At 70.0% G+C, this 21313-nt stretch carries 19 protein-coding genes; 16 read left to right on the top strand and 3 right to left on the bottom strand.

All coding sequences use genetic code 11. The features are described from left to right. Nucleotides 1-115: 115 nt before the first annotated feature. The 11 genes from AC2IPW_RS20315 to AC2IPW_RS20265 all read left to right on the top strand — a co-directional run bounded on the left by AC2IPW_RS20315 (nt 116) and on the right by AC2IPW_RS20265 (nt 12083). On the top strand, nt 116-865 hold the full coding sequence (locus AC2IPW_RS20315) for a DUF5995 family protein (RefSeq protein ID WP_486375509.1): 750 nt from the start codon (nt 116-118) through the stop codon (nt 863-865). Between the two features lie 160 nt (nt 866-1025). Further along, on the top strand, nt 1026-2051 hold the full coding sequence (locus AC2IPW_RS20310; protein ID WP_003934609.1) for a patatin-like phospholipase family protein: 1026 nt from the start codon (nt 1026-1028) through the stop codon (nt 2049-2051). Nucleotides 2052-2055: 4 nt separating this feature from the next. Further along, nucleotides 2056-2487: a PPOX class F420-dependent oxidoreductase gene (locus AC2IPW_RS20305; protein WP_371382316.1), complete on the top strand. Its 432-nt coding sequence runs from the start codon at nt 2056-2058 to the stop codon at nt 2485-2487. Between the two features lie 19 nt (nt 2488-2506). Further along, nucleotides 2507-3379 (top strand): alpha/beta fold hydrolase, encoded by an 873-nt coding sequence (locus AC2IPW_RS20300; protein WP_486375508.1) that lies wholly within the window; start codon nt 2507-2509, stop codon nt 3377-3379. A gap of 147 nt (nt 3380-3526) precedes the next feature. Further along, nucleotides 3527-5071: an ABC transporter substrate-binding protein gene (locus AC2IPW_RS20295; RefSeq protein WP_486375507.1), complete on the top strand. Its 1545-nt coding sequence runs from the start codon at nt 3527-3529 to the stop codon at nt 5069-5071. A 50-nt stretch (nt 5072-5121) separates the two neighbouring features. Continuing rightward, nucleotides 5122-6645, top strand: coding sequence for an ABC transporter substrate-binding protein (locus tag AC2IPW_RS20290; protein ID WP_486377039.1), 1524 nt, complete (start codon nt 5122-5124; stop codon nt 6643-6645). A gap of 35 nt (nt 6646-6680) precedes the next feature. Beyond that, on the top strand, nt 6681-8210 hold the full coding sequence (locus AC2IPW_RS20285; protein ID WP_486375506.1) for an ABC transporter substrate-binding protein: 1530 nt from the start codon (nt 6681-6683) through the stop codon (nt 8208-8210). 54 nt (nt 8211-8264) lie between these two features. Further along, nucleotides 8265-9212, top strand: coding sequence for an ABC transporter permease (locus AC2IPW_RS20280; protein ID WP_003934603.1), 948 nt, complete (start codon nt 8265-8267; stop codon nt 9210-9212). Then, nucleotides 9209-10114: an ABC transporter permease gene (locus AC2IPW_RS20275; protein ID WP_003934602.1), complete on the top strand. Its 906-nt coding sequence runs from the start codon at nt 9209-9211 to the stop codon at nt 10112-10114. Before AC2IPW_RS20280 ends, AC2IPW_RS20275 begins: the two co-directional genes overlap by 4 nt. Continuing rightward, on the top strand, nt 10111-11097 hold the full coding sequence (locus AC2IPW_RS20270) for an ABC transporter ATP-binding protein (protein WP_371382321.1): 987 nt from the start codon (nt 10111-10113) through the stop codon (nt 11095-11097). The genes AC2IPW_RS20275 and AC2IPW_RS20270 overlap by 4 nt, the downstream gene beginning before the upstream one ends. Beyond that, nucleotides 11094-12083, top strand: coding sequence for an ABC transporter ATP-binding protein (locus AC2IPW_RS20265; RefSeq protein WP_371382322.1), 990 nt, complete (start codon nt 11094-11096; stop codon nt 12081-12083). Before AC2IPW_RS20270 ends, AC2IPW_RS20265 begins: the two co-directional genes overlap by 4 nt. Nucleotides 12084-12097: 14 nt before the next feature. Here AC2IPW_RS20265 and AC2IPW_RS20260 read toward each other — a convergent pair whose 3' ends face one another. Then, nucleotides 12098-13156: a bifunctional alpha/beta hydrolase/OsmC family protein gene (locus tag AC2IPW_RS20260; RefSeq protein WP_486375505.1), complete on the bottom strand. Its 1059-nt coding sequence runs from the start codon at nt 13154-13156 to the stop codon at nt 12098-12100. A gap of 79 nt (nt 13157-13235) precedes the next feature. Beyond that, the gene (locus AC2IPW_RS20255; protein WP_302069351.1) at nt 13236-14066 is read right to left on the bottom strand and encodes an SDR family NAD(P)-dependent oxidoreductase; all 831 of its coding nucleotides are present in this window, start codon (nt 14064-14066) and stop codon (nt 13236-13238) included. A gap of 125 nt (nt 14067-14191) precedes the next feature. Here AC2IPW_RS20255 and AC2IPW_RS20250 point away from each other — a divergent pair, with 125 nt between their 5' ends. Continuing rightward, entirely contained in the window at nt 14192-15355 is a 1164-nt protein-coding gene (locus tag AC2IPW_RS20250; protein WP_486375504.1) for an RNA-guided endonuclease InsQ/TnpB family protein, read from the top strand. A gap of 34 nt (nt 15356-15389) precedes the next feature. Here the strand turns inward: AC2IPW_RS20250 and AC2IPW_RS20245 are convergent, their stop codons facing one another. Beyond that, on the bottom strand, nt 15390-15869 hold the full coding sequence (locus AC2IPW_RS20245) for a nuclear transport factor 2 family protein (protein ID WP_017679940.1): 480 nt from the start codon (nt 15867-15869) through the stop codon (nt 15390-15392). Between the two features lie 171 nt (nt 15870-16040). On the opposite strand from AC2IPW_RS20245, the gene AC2IPW_RS20240 reads away from it, so the two are divergent. The 4 genes from AC2IPW_RS20240 to AC2IPW_RS20225 all read left to right on the top strand — a co-directional run bounded on the left by AC2IPW_RS20240 (nt 16041) and on the right by AC2IPW_RS20225 (nt 21202). Continuing rightward, on the top strand, nt 16041-17297 hold the full coding sequence (locus AC2IPW_RS20240) for a lipase family protein (RefSeq protein WP_017679941.1): 1257 nt from the start codon (nt 16041-16043) through the stop codon (nt 17295-17297). Nucleotides 17298-17384: 87 nt separating this feature from the next. Beyond that, a complete protein-coding gene (locus AC2IPW_RS20235) occupies nt 17385-17870 on the top strand; it encodes a nucleoside deaminase (protein ID WP_017679942.1) in 486 nt (161 codons plus the stop codon). A 141-nt stretch (nt 17871-18011) separates the two neighbouring features. Beyond that, on the top strand, nt 18012-18428 hold the full coding sequence (locus tag AC2IPW_RS20230; RefSeq protein ID WP_017679943.1) for a hypothetical protein: 417 nt from the start codon (nt 18012-18014) through the stop codon (nt 18426-18428). A 161-nt stretch (nt 18429-18589) separates the two neighbouring features. Further along, entirely contained in the window at nt 18590-21202 is a 2613-nt protein-coding gene (locus tag AC2IPW_RS20225; protein WP_017679944.1) for a LuxR C-terminal-related transcriptional regulator, read from the top strand. Nucleotides 21203-21313 lie beyond the last annotated feature (111 nt).

The following is a 21313-nucleotide window of genomic DNA, read 5'->3' as shown; positions in this document are numbered from 1 at the left end:
TGTCTCCTCCGGTCGTGGTCTTCACTGCCCGAGGCGTACCCGTCCGGTTGCGATTCAATCGCAACGACCGTCCATGTGCCCGATTCCGCCCCCGGCGCTGCCACACTGGGGAACCATGCGCGCCACGAACGTGGACGAGGTGCTCACGATCCTCGACGGGATCGTGGCCGGCGCCCGCAGCGCCGAGGACCCGCGCGGGTACTTCGCAGCGCTGTACCGGCAGGTGACGCTCGAGGTCCGCACCCGCATCGTGGACGGCTGGTTCGACGACGGCCCGCGGATGAGCCGGTTCGACGCCCTGTTCGCCAACCGCTACTTCGACGCCTACCTCGCGGATGCGGCAGCGGCCCGGTGCTGGCGTGTCGCGTTCGACGCCGTCCGCTCGGGGCAGTCCGTGATCCTGCAGAACCTGCTGCTCGGCATCAACGCCCACATCAATCTCGACCTCGCCGTGGTGACCGGACAGACCTTCCAAGGCGCCGCGCTCGCCGGCTTCCACGACGACTTCGTCCGCATCAACGACATCCTCTCCTCGTTGATCCCCCGGGTGCGCGCCACAATCGGGCAGTTCTCACCGCTGCTGGGTCTGCTCGGCGACTTCGGGGACAGTTCGGACCGCATGCTCGACTTCAGCCTCGACCGCGCCCGGGACAACGCGTGGAACGCGGCGACGCTGATCGCCGCTCTTCCACCGCAGCAGCGGCCGCTCATGGAGACCCACCTCGACAACTCCGCCGCAGTTCTCGGCCAGTTGATTGCCAGACCCGAAGAACCGCTCGCCACCTGGATCCGGATGATCCGGCGCACGGAGAGCAAGCACGCGCCGTCCCGCATCATCGCCGCCCTCGACAGCATCGTGGCCTGAGCGGGGACACGTTGCGATTACCGCCGACGCTCCGTGATGTGCGGCATAGGGTGGGAGCACGGGGAGCCAGACTCCTTTCCCGGATGCTGCAGGAGGGGGCGGCCATGGACGGGTGCGAACGGATCGTCCCGAGCGGCGGACGCGACCTCGGAGGTGGGCGATGACCGCGGGTCCCGCCGACCTCGTCCTCGCCGGTGGCGGGGTGAAAGGCATCGGACTGGCCGGCGCCGTCGTCGCTCTCGCCGACGCCGGGTACCGGCTCAACCGGGTCTCGGGAACGTCGGCGGGTGCGGTGGTCGGCGCCGTCGTCGCGGCCGGATCGAAGGCCGGGTGGACGGGCGAGCAGATGCGCGACGCCGTCTTCGGCCTCGAGTACCACAAGTTCCTCGACTCGGGTCCGGTCGAACGGATTCCCCTGCTGGGCCCCGCGATCGGGGTGCTGCGCGGATCGGGCATCTATCGCGGCGACTACGCCCACGCCTGGATCCGGGACACACTGAAGGACCTGGGCATCAGCACGTTCGGGGATCTGCGCATCGCCGACGACCAGATCCCCGAGGAACGACGGTACCGCCTGGTGGTCACGGTCACGGACATCACGCGCGGGCTGCTGGTCCGGCTGCCGTGGGACTACCGCTCGGTCTACGGGCTCGACCCGGACGAGCAGTCGGTGGCCGACGCCGTGCGCGCGTCCATGTCGATCCCCTTCTACTTCCGGCCTGCGACACTCACGGCCACATCCGGGTTGCGGTCGACGCTGGTCGACGGCGGGTTGCTGTCGAACTTCCCCATCGACTCGCTCGACCGGATCGACACCGACCAGCCCCGCTGGCCCACGTTCGGTGTCACCGTGTTGCCGAACCTGCCCGCCGGCAACGACAAGGTCCTGCCACCGCTGCGGCTGCTGCGCCCGTTCTCGGCGCTCGGCGACTCCCCGGAGCTGATCGAGGGCATCGTCACCACCGTCCTCGTCGGCCGCGACCAGGCGCACCTCAACCAGCCGTGGGTGAGCGCCCGCACGATCCGCGTCGACTCCACCGAGGTCGGCGTCCTGGACTTCGACATCGACAAGTCCGAGATCGAGGCGCAGTTCGCCAAGGGGTACGAGGCAGCGCAGGGTTTCCTGTCCACCTGGAACTGGGTGGAGTACGTCAAACGCTACCGATCCCACGGAAAGCGATGGTGATGTCGTGACTGCCGACGGACTCGAAAAACTTTTCGCCACTTCGAAGATCGGTGCCCTCGTCACTCTGAAGAGGGACGGGCGGCCGCAGCTGTCCAACATCGTCTACCACTACGACCCGGGCGCCCGGACCTTCGCGGTCTCCGTCACCGACGGCCGAGCCAAGACCGCGAACGTGCGCCGCGACCCGCGCGTGAGCCTGTACGTCAGCGCCGCCGACGGCTGGGCGTACGCGGTCGCCGAGGGCACGGCCGAGCTGTCGCCCGTGGCGGCGGATCCGCACGACGCCACCGTCGAGGACCTCGTCGCGCTGTACCGGACGGTGCAGGGCGAACATCCGGACTGGGACGAGTTCCGGGCCGCGATGGTCGCCGATCGCCGGCTCGTGCTGCGGATGCGGGTGGAACGGTTCTACGGTATGGCCGGGCCGACGGGCTGATCCGGACGAAGGGGAGACGATGCCGCGTGCGTCGACAGAGTTCGCCACCACCGCCGAGGGAGAGCGGTTTCTCCGCGCCTACGATGCCGTGCTCGCGAAGTGGCCGGCAGACGTCCGCGCGGTGACGGTCGAATCGGACTTCGGCACAACGCATGTCAATGTCTGCGGCCCCGAGGACGCGCCGCCGGTCGTCCTGCTGCCCGGCGGGGGAGCGACGTCGGCGGTGTGGTTCGCCAATGCCTCGGCGCTCGCCGGACGGTACCGGGTCCTGGCCGTGGATCCGCTCGGTGACGTGGGCCGGAGCATCGCGCACGGAAAGCCGATGCGCGGCGTGGACGATCTGCGGGTGTGGCTCGACGGCGTCGCCGCGGCGCTCGGTGTGTCATCGTTCCACCTGGTCGGCCACTCGTACGGGGCGATGGTCGCGCTCGCCTACGCACTCGAACGCCCCGAGCGGATCCGGAACATGGTGTTGCTCGATCCGAATTCGTGCTTCGCCCGAATGCGCGCCGGGTACCTGGCTCGCGCGGTCCCGCTGCTGCTGCGGCCCAGCGGCGACCGTCAGCGCCGATTCCTGCGCTGGGAGACCGGCGGCCGGCCACTCGACGAGGACTGGCTCGAGCTCGTCGCCCTCGGTGCCGAGCACTTCCCGACGGGCAGGCTCGTCGTCCCGAAACGCCCCGCACGCCGCGCCCTCGCCGGGCTCGCGGTGGACACGACGGTCGTCCTCGCGGCCGGCAGCAAGGTCCACGACAGCGCGAAGGTGGCGGCCGCGGTCGCGGCCGCGAATCCGCGGTTGCGAGCGGTGCTCCTCGAGGGCGCGACGCACCACACGATGCCCATGGTCCCGGCCGCGGAGGTGAACGCCGCCCTCCTCGGCGCGCTCGGCTGACCACCGATTCCCGCGCGGTCTCGTTCAGTGGGAACGGCGATGTGCGGCACGTCACAACCCCTTAGGTTCGGTCGGCAACAGGGCCGTGCGCATCGTCGTCCGTCCTGAAATCGACTGTGCGCGCGAGCGCTTCGAGGAAGGGGTGAGATGCCGGTCGCTATGGGCAGGTTTGCCGTCCGGCGGTGGACGGCCGCCGTCGGGACGTGCGCGGTGCTGGTGGCCGCATGCGGCTCCGAGGTGTCCGAGAACTCGGGGGTCGCCGATCCCGCGATCCCGCTGCGCTACGCGACGGTCTTCGGCGCGTCCTCCTTCGACCCGCACAAGACGAGGATCACCAGTGACGCCACGATGCTCAACCTGGTCTACGACCGGCTCGTGCACCGCGACGTCGACGCACAACCCGTCCCCGGCCTGGCCGAATCGTGGGAGCTGACCGACGAGTCGCTCACCCTGCATCTGCGTGAGGGGGTGAGCTTCGCCGACGGTTCCCCGGTGGACGCAGCCGCCGTCCAGGCCAACCTGAACCGCGCGCTCGAACCGGACTCGGTGACGGCACCGATGCTCGCCGGGGTCACCGGCATCACGACCCCCGACGAGCGCACCGTCGTGCTCGCCCTGGACCGGCCCGGCGCGCAACTCGTCCTCGCACTGTCCGACCTGCCCGGAATGATCGTCGACCCGGACGCTTTCGGCACCCCCGAGAAGAACGCCGCGCTGGCGCTCACCCCGGCCGGCGCCGGCCGCTACACGGTGACCCGCGCACAGCCGGGCGCCGAGTACGAGTTCACGGCCCGGCCCGGCTACTGGGATCCCGACGCGGTCCGCACGGACAGTGTGGTGTGGACGGTGATGACCGACCCGCAGGCCCGGCTCGCCGGCGTCACCTCCGGAGACCTCCACGCCGCCATCACGACCCCGCTGACCATCGATGCCGCCGAGCAGCAGGGCCTGCGGGTCGAGACGGCCCTGCGGCTCGACCACATGGCCGTCAACCTCAACCGGTCGCGCGGAGAGTTCGGCAAGCTCGAGGTGCGGCAGGCGCTGGCGTACGCGATCGACCGGCAGGCCATCGCCGACACCGCGATGGAAGGTCACGCCGAGGCCGCGACCCAGAACTTCCCGAAGGACTACTTCGCCTACGATCCCGACCTGGCCGGCGCCTACCCGTACGACCCCGACCGGGCACGGAAGCTCCTGGCGCAGGCAGGACTGCCGAACGGGTTCTCCTTCACCGCGATCCTGCTCAACCTGCCCGAGAACGTGCAGGTGGCGCAGATCGTGCAGCAACAGCTCGCCGAGGTCGGCATCGACATGCAGCTGAAGCCGATGCCGCCGTCCGAAGCCTCCCCGACGTTCAACCGCGGCGACGCCGACGCCATCGTCACCACCTTCACCGGCCGGTCCGATCCCGCTCTGCTGTTCTCCGCGCTGTACGGGGCGCAGTCGCCGCAGAACCCGTCCCGCAGCACGGCTCCCGGATTCCAGGAAGCTTTGGATGCGGCCAACCGCGAGTCCGACCTCCAGGCGCGTGCCGACAAGCTCGGCGACGTGTCGAAACTCGTCAGCGACAACGCGCTCGCAATCCCGCTGGTGTTCTTCGAACTCGGCTCCACCCTGACCGACGAGGTCGTGGGCTACGAACCCACCCTGCTCGTCGACGAGTGGCGCGGCGTCGGCGTCGCCGCCCCGTGAACCGTTCGACGAACCGAATCACCCCGAGGACTGTCATGTTTCGCAGATCGATGAAGGCCGCCCTGTCCGTGCTCGCCGTGACCGTCGCGGTGGCCGGGTGCGGCAGCTCCGCGGCGACGGACGTCGCACAGACCGCCGACCCGAACGCGACGTTGCGCTACGCCACCACCTACGGCGCGTCGTCGTTCGACCCGCACAAGACGAGAATCACCAGCGACTCGATCATGCTCAATCTGGTCTACGACCGGCTGGTGCACCGTGACCGGGACGCGAACCCGATTCCCGGGCTCGCCGAGTCGTGGGAGTTCGCCGACGACGGCTCCACCCTGACGCTGCGTCTGCGGCAGGACGTGACGTTCTCCGACGGCACCCCGTTCGACGCGGCCGCGGTGGTGGCCAACCTCGAACGCGCGATGCAGCCCGACTCGATCACCGCCGCCATGCTCGCCGGTGTCGCCGCGGTCGAGGCGCCCGACCCGCAGACCGTGGTGCTGCGGCTCGACGGCCCGGGCGGGCAGCTCGTGCTCACCCTCTCCGACCTGCCCGGAATGATGGTCAACCCCAACGCGTTCGGCACCTCCGACAAGGACGCCGCCCTCGTACTGACCCCGGCCGGCACCGGTCGCTACACCGTCGCGCAGGCACAGCCCGGTGCGCAGTACGAATTCGTCGCCCGGGACGGCTACTGGGATCCGGAGGCGGTGCAGTCCCGCGCCTTCGAGTGGATCGTCATGACCGATCCGCAGACCCGGGTGAGCGCGGTGGCCTCCGGCCAGCTCGACGCCGCGATCGCCACGCCGCTGTCCGTCGACCCGGCCGAGCAGCAGGGCCTCGAAGCGGACGTGCAGACCACCCTCAACAACTACGTGCTCAACCTCAACCGGACCCGCAGCGAATTCGGCCGGCTCGAGGTGCGGCAGGCCCTCGCCCACGCCGTCGACCGGGAAGCCGTGGTCGAGACCGCCCTCGAGGGGCACGGCGAAGCCGCCAGCCAGAACTTCCCCTCCGGGTACTTCGCGCACAACGCCGCCCTCGACGGCCAGTACGCCTTCGACCCCGAACGCGCGAAGGCCCTGCTCGCGCAGGCCGGTGTGCCGAACGGATTCTCCTTCGTCGCCGGCGCGTCGAACCTGCCGGAGAACCAGCTCATCGCGCAGATCATGCAGGAACAGCTGGCGCGGGTGGGCATCACGATGGAGATCCGGTCGATGACGCCGACCGACCTCAATCCCGCGTTCAACCGCGGTGAACTCGACGCCATCCTCACCACCCTGACCGGTCGCGCCGAACCGTCGCTGCTGCTGACGTCGTACTACGGGCAGGACTCGCCGCAGAACCCGTCGCACGACGACATCCCTGGCTTCCGGGAGGCGATGGAGGCGGCCAACCGGGCCACCGACCCCGACGAACGGGCCGTTCTGCTCGGGGAGGTCAACGCCGTGGTGATGGACCACGCCGCGATGCTGCCCGTCGCGTTCGCCGAACTCGGCGCGATCACCTCCGGCACCGTCGTCGGCTACGAGCCGAGCCGGGTGCTCGACGAGTGGCGCGGCGTGGGAGTGGCCGCACCGTAACGCCCGTCTCCATCCCCTGAGAAACGGAGAACATCATGGCCCGTCGCACGAGACTCGCCCTGGGCGCCGCACTGGCCGTCGCGCTCCTCGCCGGGTGCGGTTCCGCCCCGACGTCGGACGCCGTCGACCCGCAGGCGACGCTGCGGTACGCGACCACCTACGGGGCGTCGTCCTTCGACCCGCACAAGACCCGGGTCGCGCAGGACAACATCATGCTGACCCAGGTGTACGACCGGCTGGTGCACCGCGACCGGGACGCGAATCCGGTTCCAGGACTGGCCGAGTCGTGGGAGTTCTCCGACGACGGTCGCACCCTCACCTTCCACCTGCGGGAGGGCCTGCAGTTCCAGGACGGCACCCCCCTGGACGCGCAGGCGGTCCGGGCCAATCTCGAACGTGCCCAGGAGCCGGACTCGATCACCACGACGATGCTCGCACCGGTCGAGGCGATCGAGACCCCCGATGCCACCACGGTGGTGCTGCGGTTGAACGGGCCCGGCACCCAGCTCGTCCTGACCCTGTCCGATCTGCCGGGAATGATGGTCAGCCCGAACGCCTTCGGCACGCCGGACAAGGACGCCGCCCTGGTGCTGCGGCCGGTCGGCGCGGGCCGGTACACCGTCGCCGACGCGCAGCCCGGCGCGTCGTACGACTTCGTGGCGTGGGACGGCTACTGGGATCCGGAGTCGGTGACCGCCGAGAGCTTCGAATGGGAGGTCGTCACCGACCCGCAGACCCGCATCAACGCGCTGGCGTCGGGCGAACTCGACATCGCGATGGCCACGCCGCTCTCGATCGACCCCGCTGCCGCGCAGGGCCTGGACTCGCAGGTGCAGACGAGCCTGAACCACTACGTCCTGCACTTCAACCGCACCCGCAGCGAGTTCGGCAACGTCGACGTGCGCCGGGCGCTGAGCACCGCGATCGACCGGCAGGCCCTCGTCGATTCCGCACTCGAAGGCCACGGCGAGGCGGCCAGCCAGAACTTCCCGCAGGGCTACTTCGCCTACAACCCGGAGCTGGCCGACAGGTACGCCTACGACGAGCAGGCCGCCCGCGAGACGCTCGCCGCGGCCGGGCTGCCGGCCGGGTTCACGTTCACCGCGGGCGTGATGAACCTGCCCGAGAACGAGCGGATCGCACAGATCGTCCAGCAGCAGCTCGACGCGATCGGCGTCACCATGCAGATCCGGCTGCTCAGCCCCGCCGAGATGTCGCCGGTCTTCAACCGCGGCGAGCTGGACGCCGTGCTGACCACCTTCTCCGGACGGGCCGATCCGTCGCTGCTGCTGACCACGTACTTCGCGCCGGATTCGCCGCAGAACCCGTCGCACGACGTCACCCCCGGCTTCGCGGAGGCCCTCGCGGCCGCGAACGCCGAACCGGACCAGCAGGCCCGCGGACGGCTCATCGGCGACGTCTCCGCCACGGTCGTGGACCAGGCACTGATGATCCCGCTGGCCTTCTCCGACCTCGGCGCCACCCTCACCGACCGGGTCGTCGGCTACCGGCCGTACCGGGCGCTGGACGAATGGGGCGGGATCGGCCTCACCGCCGCCGAGTGACCGGGGCGGCAGCGTCCCGAGCGACACCTCGACACGATGTAAAGGACCGGCAGGATGCTTCGATTGATCGGGCAACGGCTGCTCGCGGTGCTACCGCTGCTGCTGATCGCCACCGCCATCACCTTCGGCCTGATCTTCCTCATCCCGGGTGATCCCGCACACCGGATCGCCGGCGAGACCGCGACCCCGGAACAGATCGAGCTGGTGCGCACCGAACTCGGGCTCGACCAGCCCGTCGTCGTGCAGTACGCCGACTTCCTCGGCGGACTGGTGCGGGGCGACCTGGGGACCAGCTTCACCTACAAGGCGCCGGTGCTCGAGATGATCGTCGACCGCCTGCCGGTCACCGTGTCCCTGACCCTGGTGGCGGTGCTCGTCGCGCTGGCCGTCGGCATCCCGGCCGGCATCGTCGGCGGCAGCCGGCCGGGCAGCTGGCAGGACCGGGCCACCAGCGTCGGATCCACCCTGGGCGTCGCGACCCCGAACTTCGTGCTCGGCCTGATCCTGGTCCTCGTCTTCGCGCTGCAGCTGAGGGTCCTGCCCGCCACCGGTTACACCCCGCTCGCCAAGGGCGTGTGGCCCTGGCTCAGTCACCTGCTGCTGCCGGCGATCGCGCTCGGCCTCGCCGCCGCCGCCGAGATCGCCCGCCAGTTGCGCAGTTCGATGATCGAGGTGATGCAGCAGGACTACGTGCGCACCGCCACCGCCAAGGGGCTCGGGCGGCGCTCGGTCCTGTGGAAGCACGCCCTGAAGAACGCCTTCATCCCGACCGCGACCGTGCTCGGCATGCAGATCGCGTTCCTGCTCGGCGGCACGGCCGTCATCGAGTCGGTGTTCGGCCTCAAGGGACTCGGCGACTTCGCCGTGCAGGCGGTGCTGTCCGGCGACCTGCCCGCCATCCAGGGCGTCGTCATCTTCGGTGTCTTCGCCACCGTCGTGATGAGCCTGCTCGTCGACATCTCTTACGGGTACCTGAACCCTCGGACCAGGAGCGCGGCATGAGCGAAACCCTCACCTCCCCGAACCCCGTCGCGGAAACGGCGCCGGCCGCCGTCGAATCGCCGCGCCGCCGGTTCCTGCGCCGGTTCCGAGGCCGGCGGGCCGCCGTCGCCGCGGCGGTGTTCCTGGCCCTGATCACCGTCCTCGGGCTCGCCGCACCGCTGATCGCCCCGCACGACCCGCTGATGCAGGAACTCACGGCCCGCCGGCTGCCGCCGCTGTCCGACGGCTATCTGCTCGGCACCGACAACCTCGGCCGGGACACCCTCTCGCGGCTGCTCTACGGGGCCCGCGTCGCGGTCACGGCCGCGGCGATCTCGGTGACGGTCGGTCTGCTCCTCGGCGTGATCCCAGCCCTCGCGGCCGGATTCCTCGGTGGCCGCTGGGACGCGCTGCTCTCGCGCATCGCCGACGCGTTCCTCAGCTTCCCGCCGCTGCTGCTGGCGATGGCGATCGTCGGCGTCATGGGACCCGATCTCACCAACGCCATGTTCGCGATCGGAATCGTGTTCGGCCCGAGATTCTTCCGCGTCGTGCGCGGCGCGGTGATCGCGGTGCGGGAGAACACCTTCATCGAGGCGTCCCGCAGCATCGGCACCCCCACCACGCGGATCGTGCGCCAGCACATCCTCCCGCACACCCTCTCCCCGCTGATCGTGCAGATCAGCCTCGCGTGCGGCTTCGCGATGCTCGCCGAATCCTCGCTCAGCTTCCTCGGACTCGGGGTGCAACCACCGGATCCGAGCTGGGGGCGGATGCTGGCCGAGGGCCGCGAGGCATGGAACTACACCACCTGGCCCGTGCTGATCCCCGCCGTCGCGATCATCCTCGCCGTGCTCGCCTGCAACACCCTCGGCGACGGGATCCGCGACTCGGTGGGCCGCGAGAATCGGAGCGAGAAGTGACCGAACCACTGTTGAGCGTCGACGGTCTCGGCGTCGAGTTCGCCACCGCGTCCGGCTGGACACCGGTGCTGCAGGACGTGTCCTTCGACGTCGCGGCCGGTCAACTCGTCGGGCTCGTCGGCGAGTCCGGATCCGGAAAATCCGTCACCTGCTCGTCGGTGCTGCGGCTGCTGCCGTCCCGGCAGTCCCGCACCGTCGCCGGCAGCATCCGCTTCCAGGGCCGCGACCTGCTGACCATGCCGCCGCGCGAGCTGGAAGCGGTGCGCGGCAACGACATCGCCATGATCTTCCAGGAACCCATGACGAGCCTGAACCCGGTGTTCACCGTCGGCGACCAGATCGCCGAAGTGGTACGGCGGCACCGTCGCGTGAACCGGAAGGCGGCGACGGCCCGCGCGGTGGAGGTGCTCGACCTCGTCGGCATCCCCGACGCCGCCCGCCGGATCCGTCAGTACCCGCACGAATTCTCCGGCGGCATGCGGCAGAGGGTGATGATCGCGATGGCGCTGGCGTGCGAGCCGAAGCTCCTCATCGCCGACGAACCCACCACCGCGCTCGACGTCACCATCCAGGCGCAGGTGCTCGACCTGATCCGCGAGATGGCCGGCCGGTTCGGGATGGGCGTGCTGTTCGTGACCCACGACCTGGGGGTGGTCGCCGACCTGTGCACCGAGGTCGTCGTGATGTATGCGGGGCAGGTCGTCGAACGGGCCCGCACCGAGCCGCTGTACGCGACGCCCCGCCACCCGTACACCGCGGGCCTGCTGCGTTCGGTGCCCGACGTGGGCGGGCGCAGCGAACTGCACACCATCGCCGGCTCACCGCCGCCGCCCGGCTCGATCCCCGTCGGCTGCCGCTTCGCGCCGCGCTGCCCCCACCGGGCCGACGAGTGCGCCGCCGACGTGCCGCTGCTCGCCGTGGGCGACGACCGGACGGCGCGCTGCGCCCGGGTGACCGATCTGATCCTGGAGGGAACCGTATGACCGTCGTCGAGAAGGACACGAACGCGCCGCTGCTGAGCGTGCGGGGCCTGCGGGTCGAGTTCCCGGTGCGGGGGCGCGCGTTCGCGAAGAAGCGCACGATCCGCGCGGTGGACGAGGTGGGGTTCGACATCCGGGCCGGCGAAACCTTCGCCCTGGTCGGAGAATCCGGCTCCGGGAAGTCCACCACCGCGCGCGGCATCCTGCGGCTGGTGGACGTCGCCGCCGGATCGGTGGTACTCGACGGTGTCGACGTCACCGCCCTGGGGAAGTCCGAGCTGCGCGCCGCGCGCCGCGACATGCAGATGGTGTTCCAGGACCCGTACTCGTCGCTGGATCCGTCGCGCACGGTCGGCGACGCCGTCGCCGAACCACTCGAGGTGCACACCGATCTCGACGCCGCTGCCCGCCGCCGGAAGGTCGGGCAGCTGCTCGAACAGGTGGGGCTGCGGCCCGAACACGCCGAACGCTACCCGTACGAGTTCTCGGGCGGGCAGCGCCAGCGCATCGCCATCGCCCGGGCCATCGCGGTGGAGCCGAAACTGGTCGTCGCCGACGAGGCGGTGAGCGCCCTCGACGTCTCCACCCAGAACCAGGTGATCGCGCTGCTCGAGGAGCTGTCCGCCGAGCTGGGCATCGCGTACCTGTTCATTGCGCACGACCTCGCGGTGGTCCGGCACATTGCCCACACCACGGCGGTGATGTACCTGGGCCGGATCGTCGAGTGGGGTCCGTCGGAGCGGCTGTTCACCGAGCCGGCGCACCCGTACACGCAAGCGCTGCTGTCGGCGGTGCCCGTGCCGGACCCGGCCCGGCAGCGCCGCCGCGAACGGATCCGGCTCACGGGCGAGCTGCCCGACCCGGCGAATCCGCCCGCCGGGTGCGCGTTCAGTTCCCGCTGCCCGAAGGTGCTGCCGGTGTGCCGGGAACGCCGGCCCGAGATCACCGAGGTGCCCGGGGGCGGGCAGGTGGCCTGCCACCTCGCGTGACGGGCAGCGCGAGTTCAGGGCGGCGCGTCGTCGGTCCGATCACCGGCTGCCAGGGCGGTGTCCACCACGATCTCCGAGTGCAGGGTCCGGTGCACCGGGCAGCGGTCGGCGATCTCGAGCAGACGCTGCCGCTGTTGCTCGTCGAGATCACCGGCGAGCCGGATCACGCGTTCGATCCTGTCGAGCCGCCCCGTCCGGGTCTCGCAGTCCTCGCAGTCGGCGGCGTGGATCCGGCTGTGGCGCAGGGAAACCGACACGTTCTCGAGCGGCCACTGCTTGCGGTCGGCATACATGCGCAACGTCATCGACGTGCAGGCACCGAGGGAGGCGAGCAGCAGGTCGTACGGTGACGGCCCGGTGTCGTCCCCCACGGGTGTGGGTTCGTCGGCGGTCATCAGGTGCCGGCCCATGGCGATGCGCTGCCCGAACCGGGTGGCTCCGTTCCACGAGACTTCGACGACGCCCTCGGCCGGGGGCGGCTCGGGCCGCGGGTGCTCGTCGAGGTACCTGCCCACCCAGACCGCCAGCATCGAGGCGACGAACCGGGCGTCGGACTGCCGGGTGAGCAGGTGATCGGCGCCGTCGACGGACAGGAAGGACTTGGGGTGACGGGCCGCCTCGAAGATCTGCCGGGCGTTGTCGATGTCGACGGTGTCGTCGTCGGGGGAGTGCATCACCAGCAGGGCGGCACCGAGCTTGTCGATCTGCTCGGTCGCCGCAGGGGCGCCGATCGTGACCACGGCTCGCGTCTCGGGCACGTGCTCGGTCGCCGCGAGGACGGCCGCGCCCCCGAAGGAGTGGCCGATCAGGATGCTGGGAGCGGCGTAGTGGTCGCGTAGGTGATCTGCGGCGTGCACGAGGGCGGCGACCTCGGAATCCGAGGCGGTGCCCTCGCAGGCGACGCGCAGGACGCCGATGCCGTGCTCGGTGAGGGTCTCCGAGATCCGCGACGCTGCCGTGCCGGAGCGGTGGGCGAACAGTGCGAACGCGCGCGGCGGGCCTTCCGGCAGATCCAGCACCGCCGTCGATTCCGTGCCGCCGGAGCCGGCGACGGGGATCTTCTCGCTGTGCATGGTGCCCGCCCTCTCGCCCTTTCCCGGAGGCTATCTCGTTCCTGGGAGGGACCACAGAGGATTCGGCGCCCTCCGCGGATCAGTACAGCGGGCCGCCGCCGAACGCCCCGCGGTGCGAATCCGGTTGATTGCCTTCGACGTCGACGACCCCGTAGTCGAGGGCGGTCTCGGCGGTGATCAGGGTGTGCCCGCTGCGCTTGTTCACCTTCGGGTCGTTCGCGAGCGCGACGATCACTCGTCCGACGAATTCGGGGGTCTCGGCGTTGGCGAGGGAGAAGCCCTCGAAGTTGTCGATGCCGCGGGCGAGCATGGCCTCGTTCTTGACGAGCCCCGGCCACACCGACAGGGCGGTCACACCGGTCCCGCGCAGGTCCACGGCCATGTCGGCGGCCATCTTGTCCAGCCCCGCCTTCGAGATGCCGTACAGCACCGAGTGCAGGTAGCCGCGCGTGCCGAACGAGGAGATGTTGACGATCGTTCCGCTGCCGCGCGGCACCATGAGCTTCGCCGCCTCGACGGACGCGACGTAGTGCGCACGTAGCCCGAGGCCGACGAGCGAGTCCCAGTCCGAGAGCGGGCGCTGCCAGAACGGCTCGGAGAAACCCGCGAACCCGGGCGGCCCGGCCCACACGTTGTTCACCAGCAGGTCCAGCCGGCCGCCCTGCTCGTCGGCGATGCGCCGGAACAGCGCCTGGATCTGCTCGTCGTCGGTGTGGTCGCACTGCACGGCGATGCCGGTCCCGCCGCGGGCGGTGACCTCGGCGGCGGTGCGGTCCAGTGGGCCGTCGGTGCCGACCGGGCCGCGGGCGGTGACGTAGACCGTCCAGCCGTCGGAGCCGAGTGCGCACGCGATGCCCTTGCCGACGCTGCGGCTCGCGCCGGTGACGAGGGCTACCTTGTGTTCGGTCATGTCTTCGGTCATCTGATGTGCGGCGCGATACTGCCTCATTCACGAGGGAGAGGAAGCGCCGTCCTCCTTTCGGGGGAGTGGTGGTGTCGGGCGAACCTGTCGGTGGGGTCGGTTAGCGTGCCGGCATGGGGGTCGAGGTGGTGCGCTACAACTACCGGTTGCGGCCGGGCACCACCGCCGCGGCTGCCCTGATCGCCGAGTGGCATCGCTGCCGGTTCCTGTGGAACGAAGCCGTCCACCAGTTCGCCACGGGCCGCCCACCGAGTTTCGGGACACTCGGCAAACAGTTGACCGAAGCCCGAGCCCGCTCGTCGTGGTTGCGGGACGGCTCCCAGGTCGCCCAGCAGCAGATGCTGCGTACCTACGCGCAGGCGTTGGACGCGTCGTTCACGGTCGAGGGCCGGGGCCGGCCGCGGTTCAAGGCGCGGAGGAAGACCCTGCCGTCGCTCGAGTACACCCGCCGCGGGTTCCGGATCCGCCACGGCCGGTTGGTGCTGCCCAAAGGCGTGCGTGTGCCGGTGGTGTGGTCGCGGGCACTGCCGTCGGAGCCGTCGAGTGTGCGCATCACCCGCGATTCGTTGGGGCACTGGTACGCCTCGTTCGTGGTGACCCGCGAGGTGGAGCCGATCCCGGCCGCCGACCCGGGCAGCGCGGTCGGGATCGACTGGGGCGTGGCCCGCACCGCGACGGCCACCGAGGAGGGGTTCGACCTGCCGCAGCACGGGCACCGGAAACGGTGTGCGGCGCAGGTGGCGAGAGCGCAGCGGACGATGGCGCGGCGCCGCCGAGGCACGGGGCACCCACCCTCGAGGGGCTATCGCCGGGCCCGCACCCGGGTCGCGAAGGTGCAGAAGAAGGCGGCCCGACAGAACCGGCACGACGGCCGGATCTGGGCCCGGGCCGTGGTCGAGGCGCATCATCTGGTCGCGGTGGAGGATTTCCGACCCCGGTTCCTGTCGAGGTCGACGATGGCGCGCACGGCCGCCGATGCCGCGATCGCGACGGTGAAACGGGAGTTGCTCGAGCAGGGCAGGCGGGCCGGCCGGAAGGTGGTGCTGGTGCGGCCCGCGTACACGACCATGACGTGTTCGAGGTGTTTCGCGAGAGCCAAGCAACCCCTCGGACTCGAGGAACGTATCTTCCGGTGCCGGGCGTGCGGGCATACCGCGTGCCGGGACCGGAACGCTGCCAGAGTGATTCTGGCTGTGGCGGAGCGTGGCCACACCGGTGTCGACGACGTGAGTCAAGCGGATCACCTCCCTCCCGGTGGTGGTGCGGTTGCGGTCTGAGTCGGGAATCTCCTGCCTTCGGGAAGGAGAGGCGTTAATGCACCACTTTCGCGTCGTCGGTCAGTGGGCGTTCGATGGACCAGTGCACCCGCACGTGGCACCGGGCGATCTTCCACCGGTCGTCCTCCACGACGTAGTCGTCGTCGTAGTCGAGTGCGCTGACCCGCTCGGTGCGGGCCCGCAGGTCAACCTGCCGGAACCGCAGCGTCCACGCCCCGGTGGCGGTGCCCTCGCCGGTGATCTCGATGCTCGGGTGCATGCCGTGGTGCATGTCGAGGATGACGTACCGGTCGTCAAGGCGCTCGAGGGCGAGGCGGGCGTAGACCTCGACGAGACCGTCGGCGTCGTCGAAGCTGCCCAGCGCGGGGCCGTAGTAGATGTCGGCACCCTCGGCGACGAAGCAGGCGCGCATGCCCTCCGGGTCCTTGGCGTCGCACGCACGGAAGTACCGGTGCTTGAGCATCCGGATCTCCTCGAGCGCCTCGAGCCGGGCCAGTCGCTCTTCGACGGTCATGGTCGCGTCCCTTCCGTCCTGCGGATACAGCGGCGACCCGGACCCTAGCCGCGGCGGGAGAATGCCGGCGGCGCTCGTCCCGCTCATCGGGCCGCAGCACCGGAACGATCGTAGAACTCGTTTCAGAAACCTCGTCGCGGCGCCTTCCTTCGGAGTACATATGTGTGCAGAATGCTCGGCATGCCGACGCCCACCGCCCGCCTGTTCACCGCCGCCCTGACGATGCTGCTGGCGCCACTCGTCGCAGGGTCCGTCGCGGCCGCCGCTCCCACGGGGTCCGCATCGGGCCACGACGCGTTCTACCTCCCACCCGATCCGCTGCCCGGCGGCGCGGCCGGCGACGTCCTGCGCGCCGAGCCCGTCGTCGCACCGGCGCTCGACGCTCTCGCCACCCGGGTGATGTACCGCAGCGAGAACGCCACGGGCGGCCCGATCGCGGTCACCGGCACGGTATTCGTGCCGTCGCGGCCCTGGGCCGGCGACGGTCCGCGCCCGACGGTCGTCCTCGGTCCGGGCACGCAGGGCATGGGCGACCAGTGCGCGCCGTCGAAGTTGACGAACCACCTCCAGGAGTACGAATACCTGCACATCGTGCCGCTGCTCGCGCGGGGCTACGCCGTCGCGATGACCGACTACGAGGGCCTCGGCACGCCCGGTGGGCATCCCTACCTGAACCGCGTCTCTCAGGGGCACGCCATGCTCGACATGGCCCGTGCGGCGCTGCAACTGACCGACCGCGGTATCGACGAGGACACCCGCATCGGCTTCTGGGGCTACTCGCAGGGCGGCATGTCGTCGGCGGCGGCCGCGGAGCTGGCCGACACCTACGCCCCCGAACTGCCCGTCGTCGCCGCGGTCGCGGGTTCCCCGCCCGCGTCGCTCGCCGACCTCGCCGTCGCCGGCGACGGATCGCTGCTCTCCGGCGGGATCGGCTGGGTCGTCAACGGCTTCGCGGCCGCCTATCCGCAGGTGCGGGAGGAACTGCTCGAAGTGTTCAATCCCGCCGGACGCGACATTCTCGCGCGCGCCGAGACGTACTGCGTCTACGACGCGCCCCGCATGAACCCGTTCTTCCCCACGGCCTGGTACACGGTCGACGGCCGGCCCATCGCCGACCACCTGGCCGCCGAACCGTGGGCCTCGCTCGTGCGCGAGCAGGAACTCGGCAACATCGCCCCTACGATCCCGACATTCGTCGCGCAGAACGCGACGGACGACTTCGTCCAGGTGAGCGGCGTCGACACGATGGTCGGGAAATGGTGTGCCGGAGGCACATCCGTCACCTATCGGCGCTACGCCATTCCGCCGGTGCTGCCTGGGACCGGCGCGGGTCACGGGATCGGCCTGCTTCCCGCCGCCGTGGAGGGGATGGACTGGATGGACCGGCGGTTCGCCGGCATGCCCGACGAGGACACCTGCGCGGGCTGAGACCGGCCTGCCGGCCGCGGTGACATGATGCGGTCGGCGACCGCGGTGACATGATGCGGTCGGCGACCGCGACACCGGGAGGACCACGTGATCGACGAATCGGAGATGACGCACTTGCGACGGTGCGTCGAGCTGGCACGGGAGGCGCTCGACGCCGGCGACGAACCGTTCGGCTCGGTGCTGGTGTCGGCCGACGGCACGCGGCTCGCGGAGGACCGCAACCGGGTCGCGGGCGGCGACCGGACCAGGCATCCCGAGTTCGAACTGGCCCGCTGGGCCGCCGCACATATGAGCGAGGCCGAGCGCGCCGGCGCGACGGTGTACACCTCCGGTGAGCACTGCCCGATGTGCGCGGCCGCGCACGGCTGGGTCGGGCTCGGACGCGTCGTGTACGTGGCGTCCTCGGCGCAACTCGCCCGCTGGCTCGAGGAGCTGGGTGTGCCGCCGGCGCCCGTCCGGTCTCTGCCGATCCGGGAGGTCGCGCCCGGGGTGACGGTCGAGGGTCCGGTGCCGGAACTCGTCGACGAGGTGCGTGCGCTGCACCGGCGATGCCACGGCGTGACTGCTTCGTGACCCACTGCGTCACGGTGAGATGACGGACGACCGCAGTCGATCACGGGTTGTGATCGACTGCGGCGCTTTGCAGTTCCTGTACCCGTTCCTGAGCTGACCATTGAACCGGTCGGGGCTGGTCGACGGTCGAAAGGAACGCCCATGAAGGGCTCGAAGCTCGGACGCGCAGCGATCGCCCTTGCGGCGCCGCTCGCATTGACGACGGGCCTCGCGCCCACGGCATCGGCAGTGGATCCCTACCCGTACGGCAGCTGGAGCGTGAGCGTGCGGGAGCACACGATCACGGTCAAGTTCATCTACTACCGGGCTCCCGAGGCGGACTACCCGCACTACTGCAACGCGGTGATCGACGAGATTCCCCTGGTGAAGAGTGCGGAGATCTACTACGCCGACTACGAAACCGTGCATTTCGACAACGTGCCCGACGGCGACTACACGGTCGATGCGGACTGCCAGGACGACGACCACGTGTACCGGAGCGTCGGATCGATCGACGTCTCGATCCCGGGCCCGGCGCAGACCCGGTTCATCGGAAGCGAGCATTTCTCCTTCGGTTGAGCGAACCGCCATGGGGAAGGACTTGCTCGCATCTTCGGGATTCGCACAGGCCACGGCATGGGCAGATTCCGAAGATGCGGGCAAGTCCGGGCGCCCATGGCACCCTCCTGGCGCCCACGTGACGGTGGACAGGGCACGAGCGACGTCCCTACCATGCCGTTATGGCGGGGGAAGGGCCGCTCATCGGACGCACCGAGGAATTGCGTCTGCTCGAGGGGGCACTCGACGGTACCGACGGTTACCGCGGTTGCGTGATCGCGGGCCAGGCCGGGGTGGGCAAGAGCCGACTGGCGCACGAGTTGGTGCTCAGAGCGATGTCCGCCGGTTTCTCGGTGCGGTCGGCGGTGGGGACGGCATCGGCACGGACGGTTCCGCTGGGGGCATTGGCCGGATGGTGCGACCATCCCACCTCCAACCCCCTTCAGTTGATCGACCAGCTCGTGCAGTCGTCCGCTTCCGGAGGTTCGGACGAGGTGCTGTCGGTCGACGATGCGCATCTGCTCGACGAACTTTCGGCATTCGTGATCCACCATGTGGCAGTGCGTGGGACCGCCAGGCTGATCGTCACGGTGCGGTCCGGAGAGCCGGCACCCGATGCCGTGACCGCGCTGTGGAAGGACGGCATGCTTCACCGGCTCGACCTTCAGCCCTTGTCGCGATCCGAGTCCGACGCACTGCTTGCCAGTGTGCTCGGCAGTCCCGTCGACGAGAAATCGGCGTCACGAGTGTGGAACCTGACGCGGGGCAACGCCTTGTACCTGCGTCATCTCGTCGCACAGGAGATGACCAGCGGCCGTCTGCGCGAATGCCACGGATCATGGTGCTGGCAGGGTGAATTCACCGTTTCCGACAGTATCGCGGATCTGCTCGGCGAGCAGATCCGTCGGCTTCCGGAGGCGGTGCGCACGGTCCTGGACACGGTCGCGGTGGCCGAACCGCTGCCCGTCGCGGTGCTGTCGGAGGTGTCCGATCTCGATGCGGTGGAAGAGGCGGAGAACCGCGGGCTCATTCGGATAGACGCCGAAGGTCGCCCGAGAACTGCACGAATGGCTCATCCGCTGTACGGAGAGTTGCGTCGAGCACGAGCCGGGGACACGCGCCTGCGGCGCCTGCGGGGGCGTGTCGTGTCGGCGCTCGCGGCTCGCCCGCCGTCCGGACCCGAGGACGTCGTACGGCGGGCAGTCCTGCACACCGACTCGGACCTGCCGATCGACCCGGACCTGTTCCTGAGCGCCGCTCGGGGTGCGATGGCGCTGCTGGATCTGTCGCTCTGCGAGCGGCTGGCGCATGCGAGTTCGCTCGCCGGAGGCGGGGCCGAAGCCGACCTTTGTCGTGCTCACGCCCTCCTGCTGCTGAACCGGGGAACCGAGGCCGAGGATGTGCTCGCCGCCATGACGCTGGAAAGCCTGACGGACGATCGGCTCGCGCGTCTTCTGACGCTCCGGGCTACGAACATGCTGTGGATCCTTGCGCGGTCGGAGGAGTCGAAACGGATCGTCGACGACGCGCTCGGCGACGCCCCGCCGACCGTGGCGGAGTCGTTGCGCGCCGTTCGAACCGTACAGAGCGCTGTCGCGGGTGATCCCCTGGCCGCACTCGAACTCGGCCGGGATGTCGACACGACACGGGTGCCCCCGTCGGCGGCGATGTGCGCGATCTGGGGAACTGTCATCGCGGCAGGGGATGTGGGCGAGTCGGACCTGGCCTCGGAAACCGCATCGATGGGCTACAGGCTGGCGGCATCCTGGCAGGAAGCCTCGTACCAGCGCGTAGGCCTCGTCGAGTTCCATGTCGGCGCGATGCTCCTCGCCGGCGAGGTGGCCGAAGCCGAAGCCGTTGCCGCTCGCACCTATCGCGAGTGCATTCGGCTCCCCGGTGTGACGAGCGCGGTGGGAACCGCGATCGCGGGCATGGCCGCCCTCGGGGGCGGGCGGCTGGCACTCGCCCTCGAACACCTCGAGCGGGCCTTCGCCGAGTTCAAGTCGCTCGACTACCCGGTCCTGATGTACCGGTACGGCATACTCCTCGCTCAGGCACTGGCAATGGCGGGCCGCAGTACTGCGGCGACGGCGCTGCTGTCCGACGTCGACCAGCACCGGCACCCGGCCTTCGACTTCGTCGACTCGGAGCGGTTGCTCGCTCACGCCTGGAACCATGCGGCGCTGGGGGAAATCAGTACCGCGGCGGCGGTCGCGCTCCGGGCCGCGGAGTACGCCGTCGCGCATCATCAGAAGGCCCGGGAAGTGATGTGCCTACAGGTCGCAGTCCACCTGGGTGACGCGACGGGAAGAGTGCGGCTGGCGCAGCTTGCGGAGAACACCCGAAACCGTCGCGCGTGTATCGCGGCCGCGTTCGCTTCCGCCGTGTCCGCCCACGACGCAGAAGCTCTGTCCTCGGTGGCAACGCAATTCGAAGAGATGGGGGATACCGCTGCGGCCGCAGATGCTGCTGCGCGCGCCGCCCTCGCGTTCGCTCGTGCGAACCTGCGCGGGTCGTCGTTGACGCTGGGCGCCCGTGCGCAACGCCTCGCCCAGGAGTGCGGAGGGCTGACCACCCCCGCCCTCCGTGAGATGGCGGACCGCGACCTCCCCCTGACCCCCCGTGAGCGCGAGGTCATCTCGATGGTGATGCGGGGACTGACGAATAGGCAGATCGCCGAGGCGCTGACAATGTCGGTACGAACGGTCGAGGGCCATCTGTATCGAGCCCAGGTCAAGACCGGAACTCACGACCGGCACGAACTCGCGGCTCTGCTTCGCGAGCAGTGGCATTGATGCACAACCGATTCGGATATCCGCTTCACCGATCGTGGTGCCGACGCAGGCGAGATGAGCGATCCCGCGTCGGGTAGTGGACAACTCGGTCGGACCCCCTGCCGGCTCGGT

The organism is Rhodococcus sp. NS-SX18, assembly GCF_057367935.1.
The sequence above is the reverse complement of the archived record's forward strand: the minus strand, read 5'-3'. Positions and strand labels throughout refer to the sequence as shown.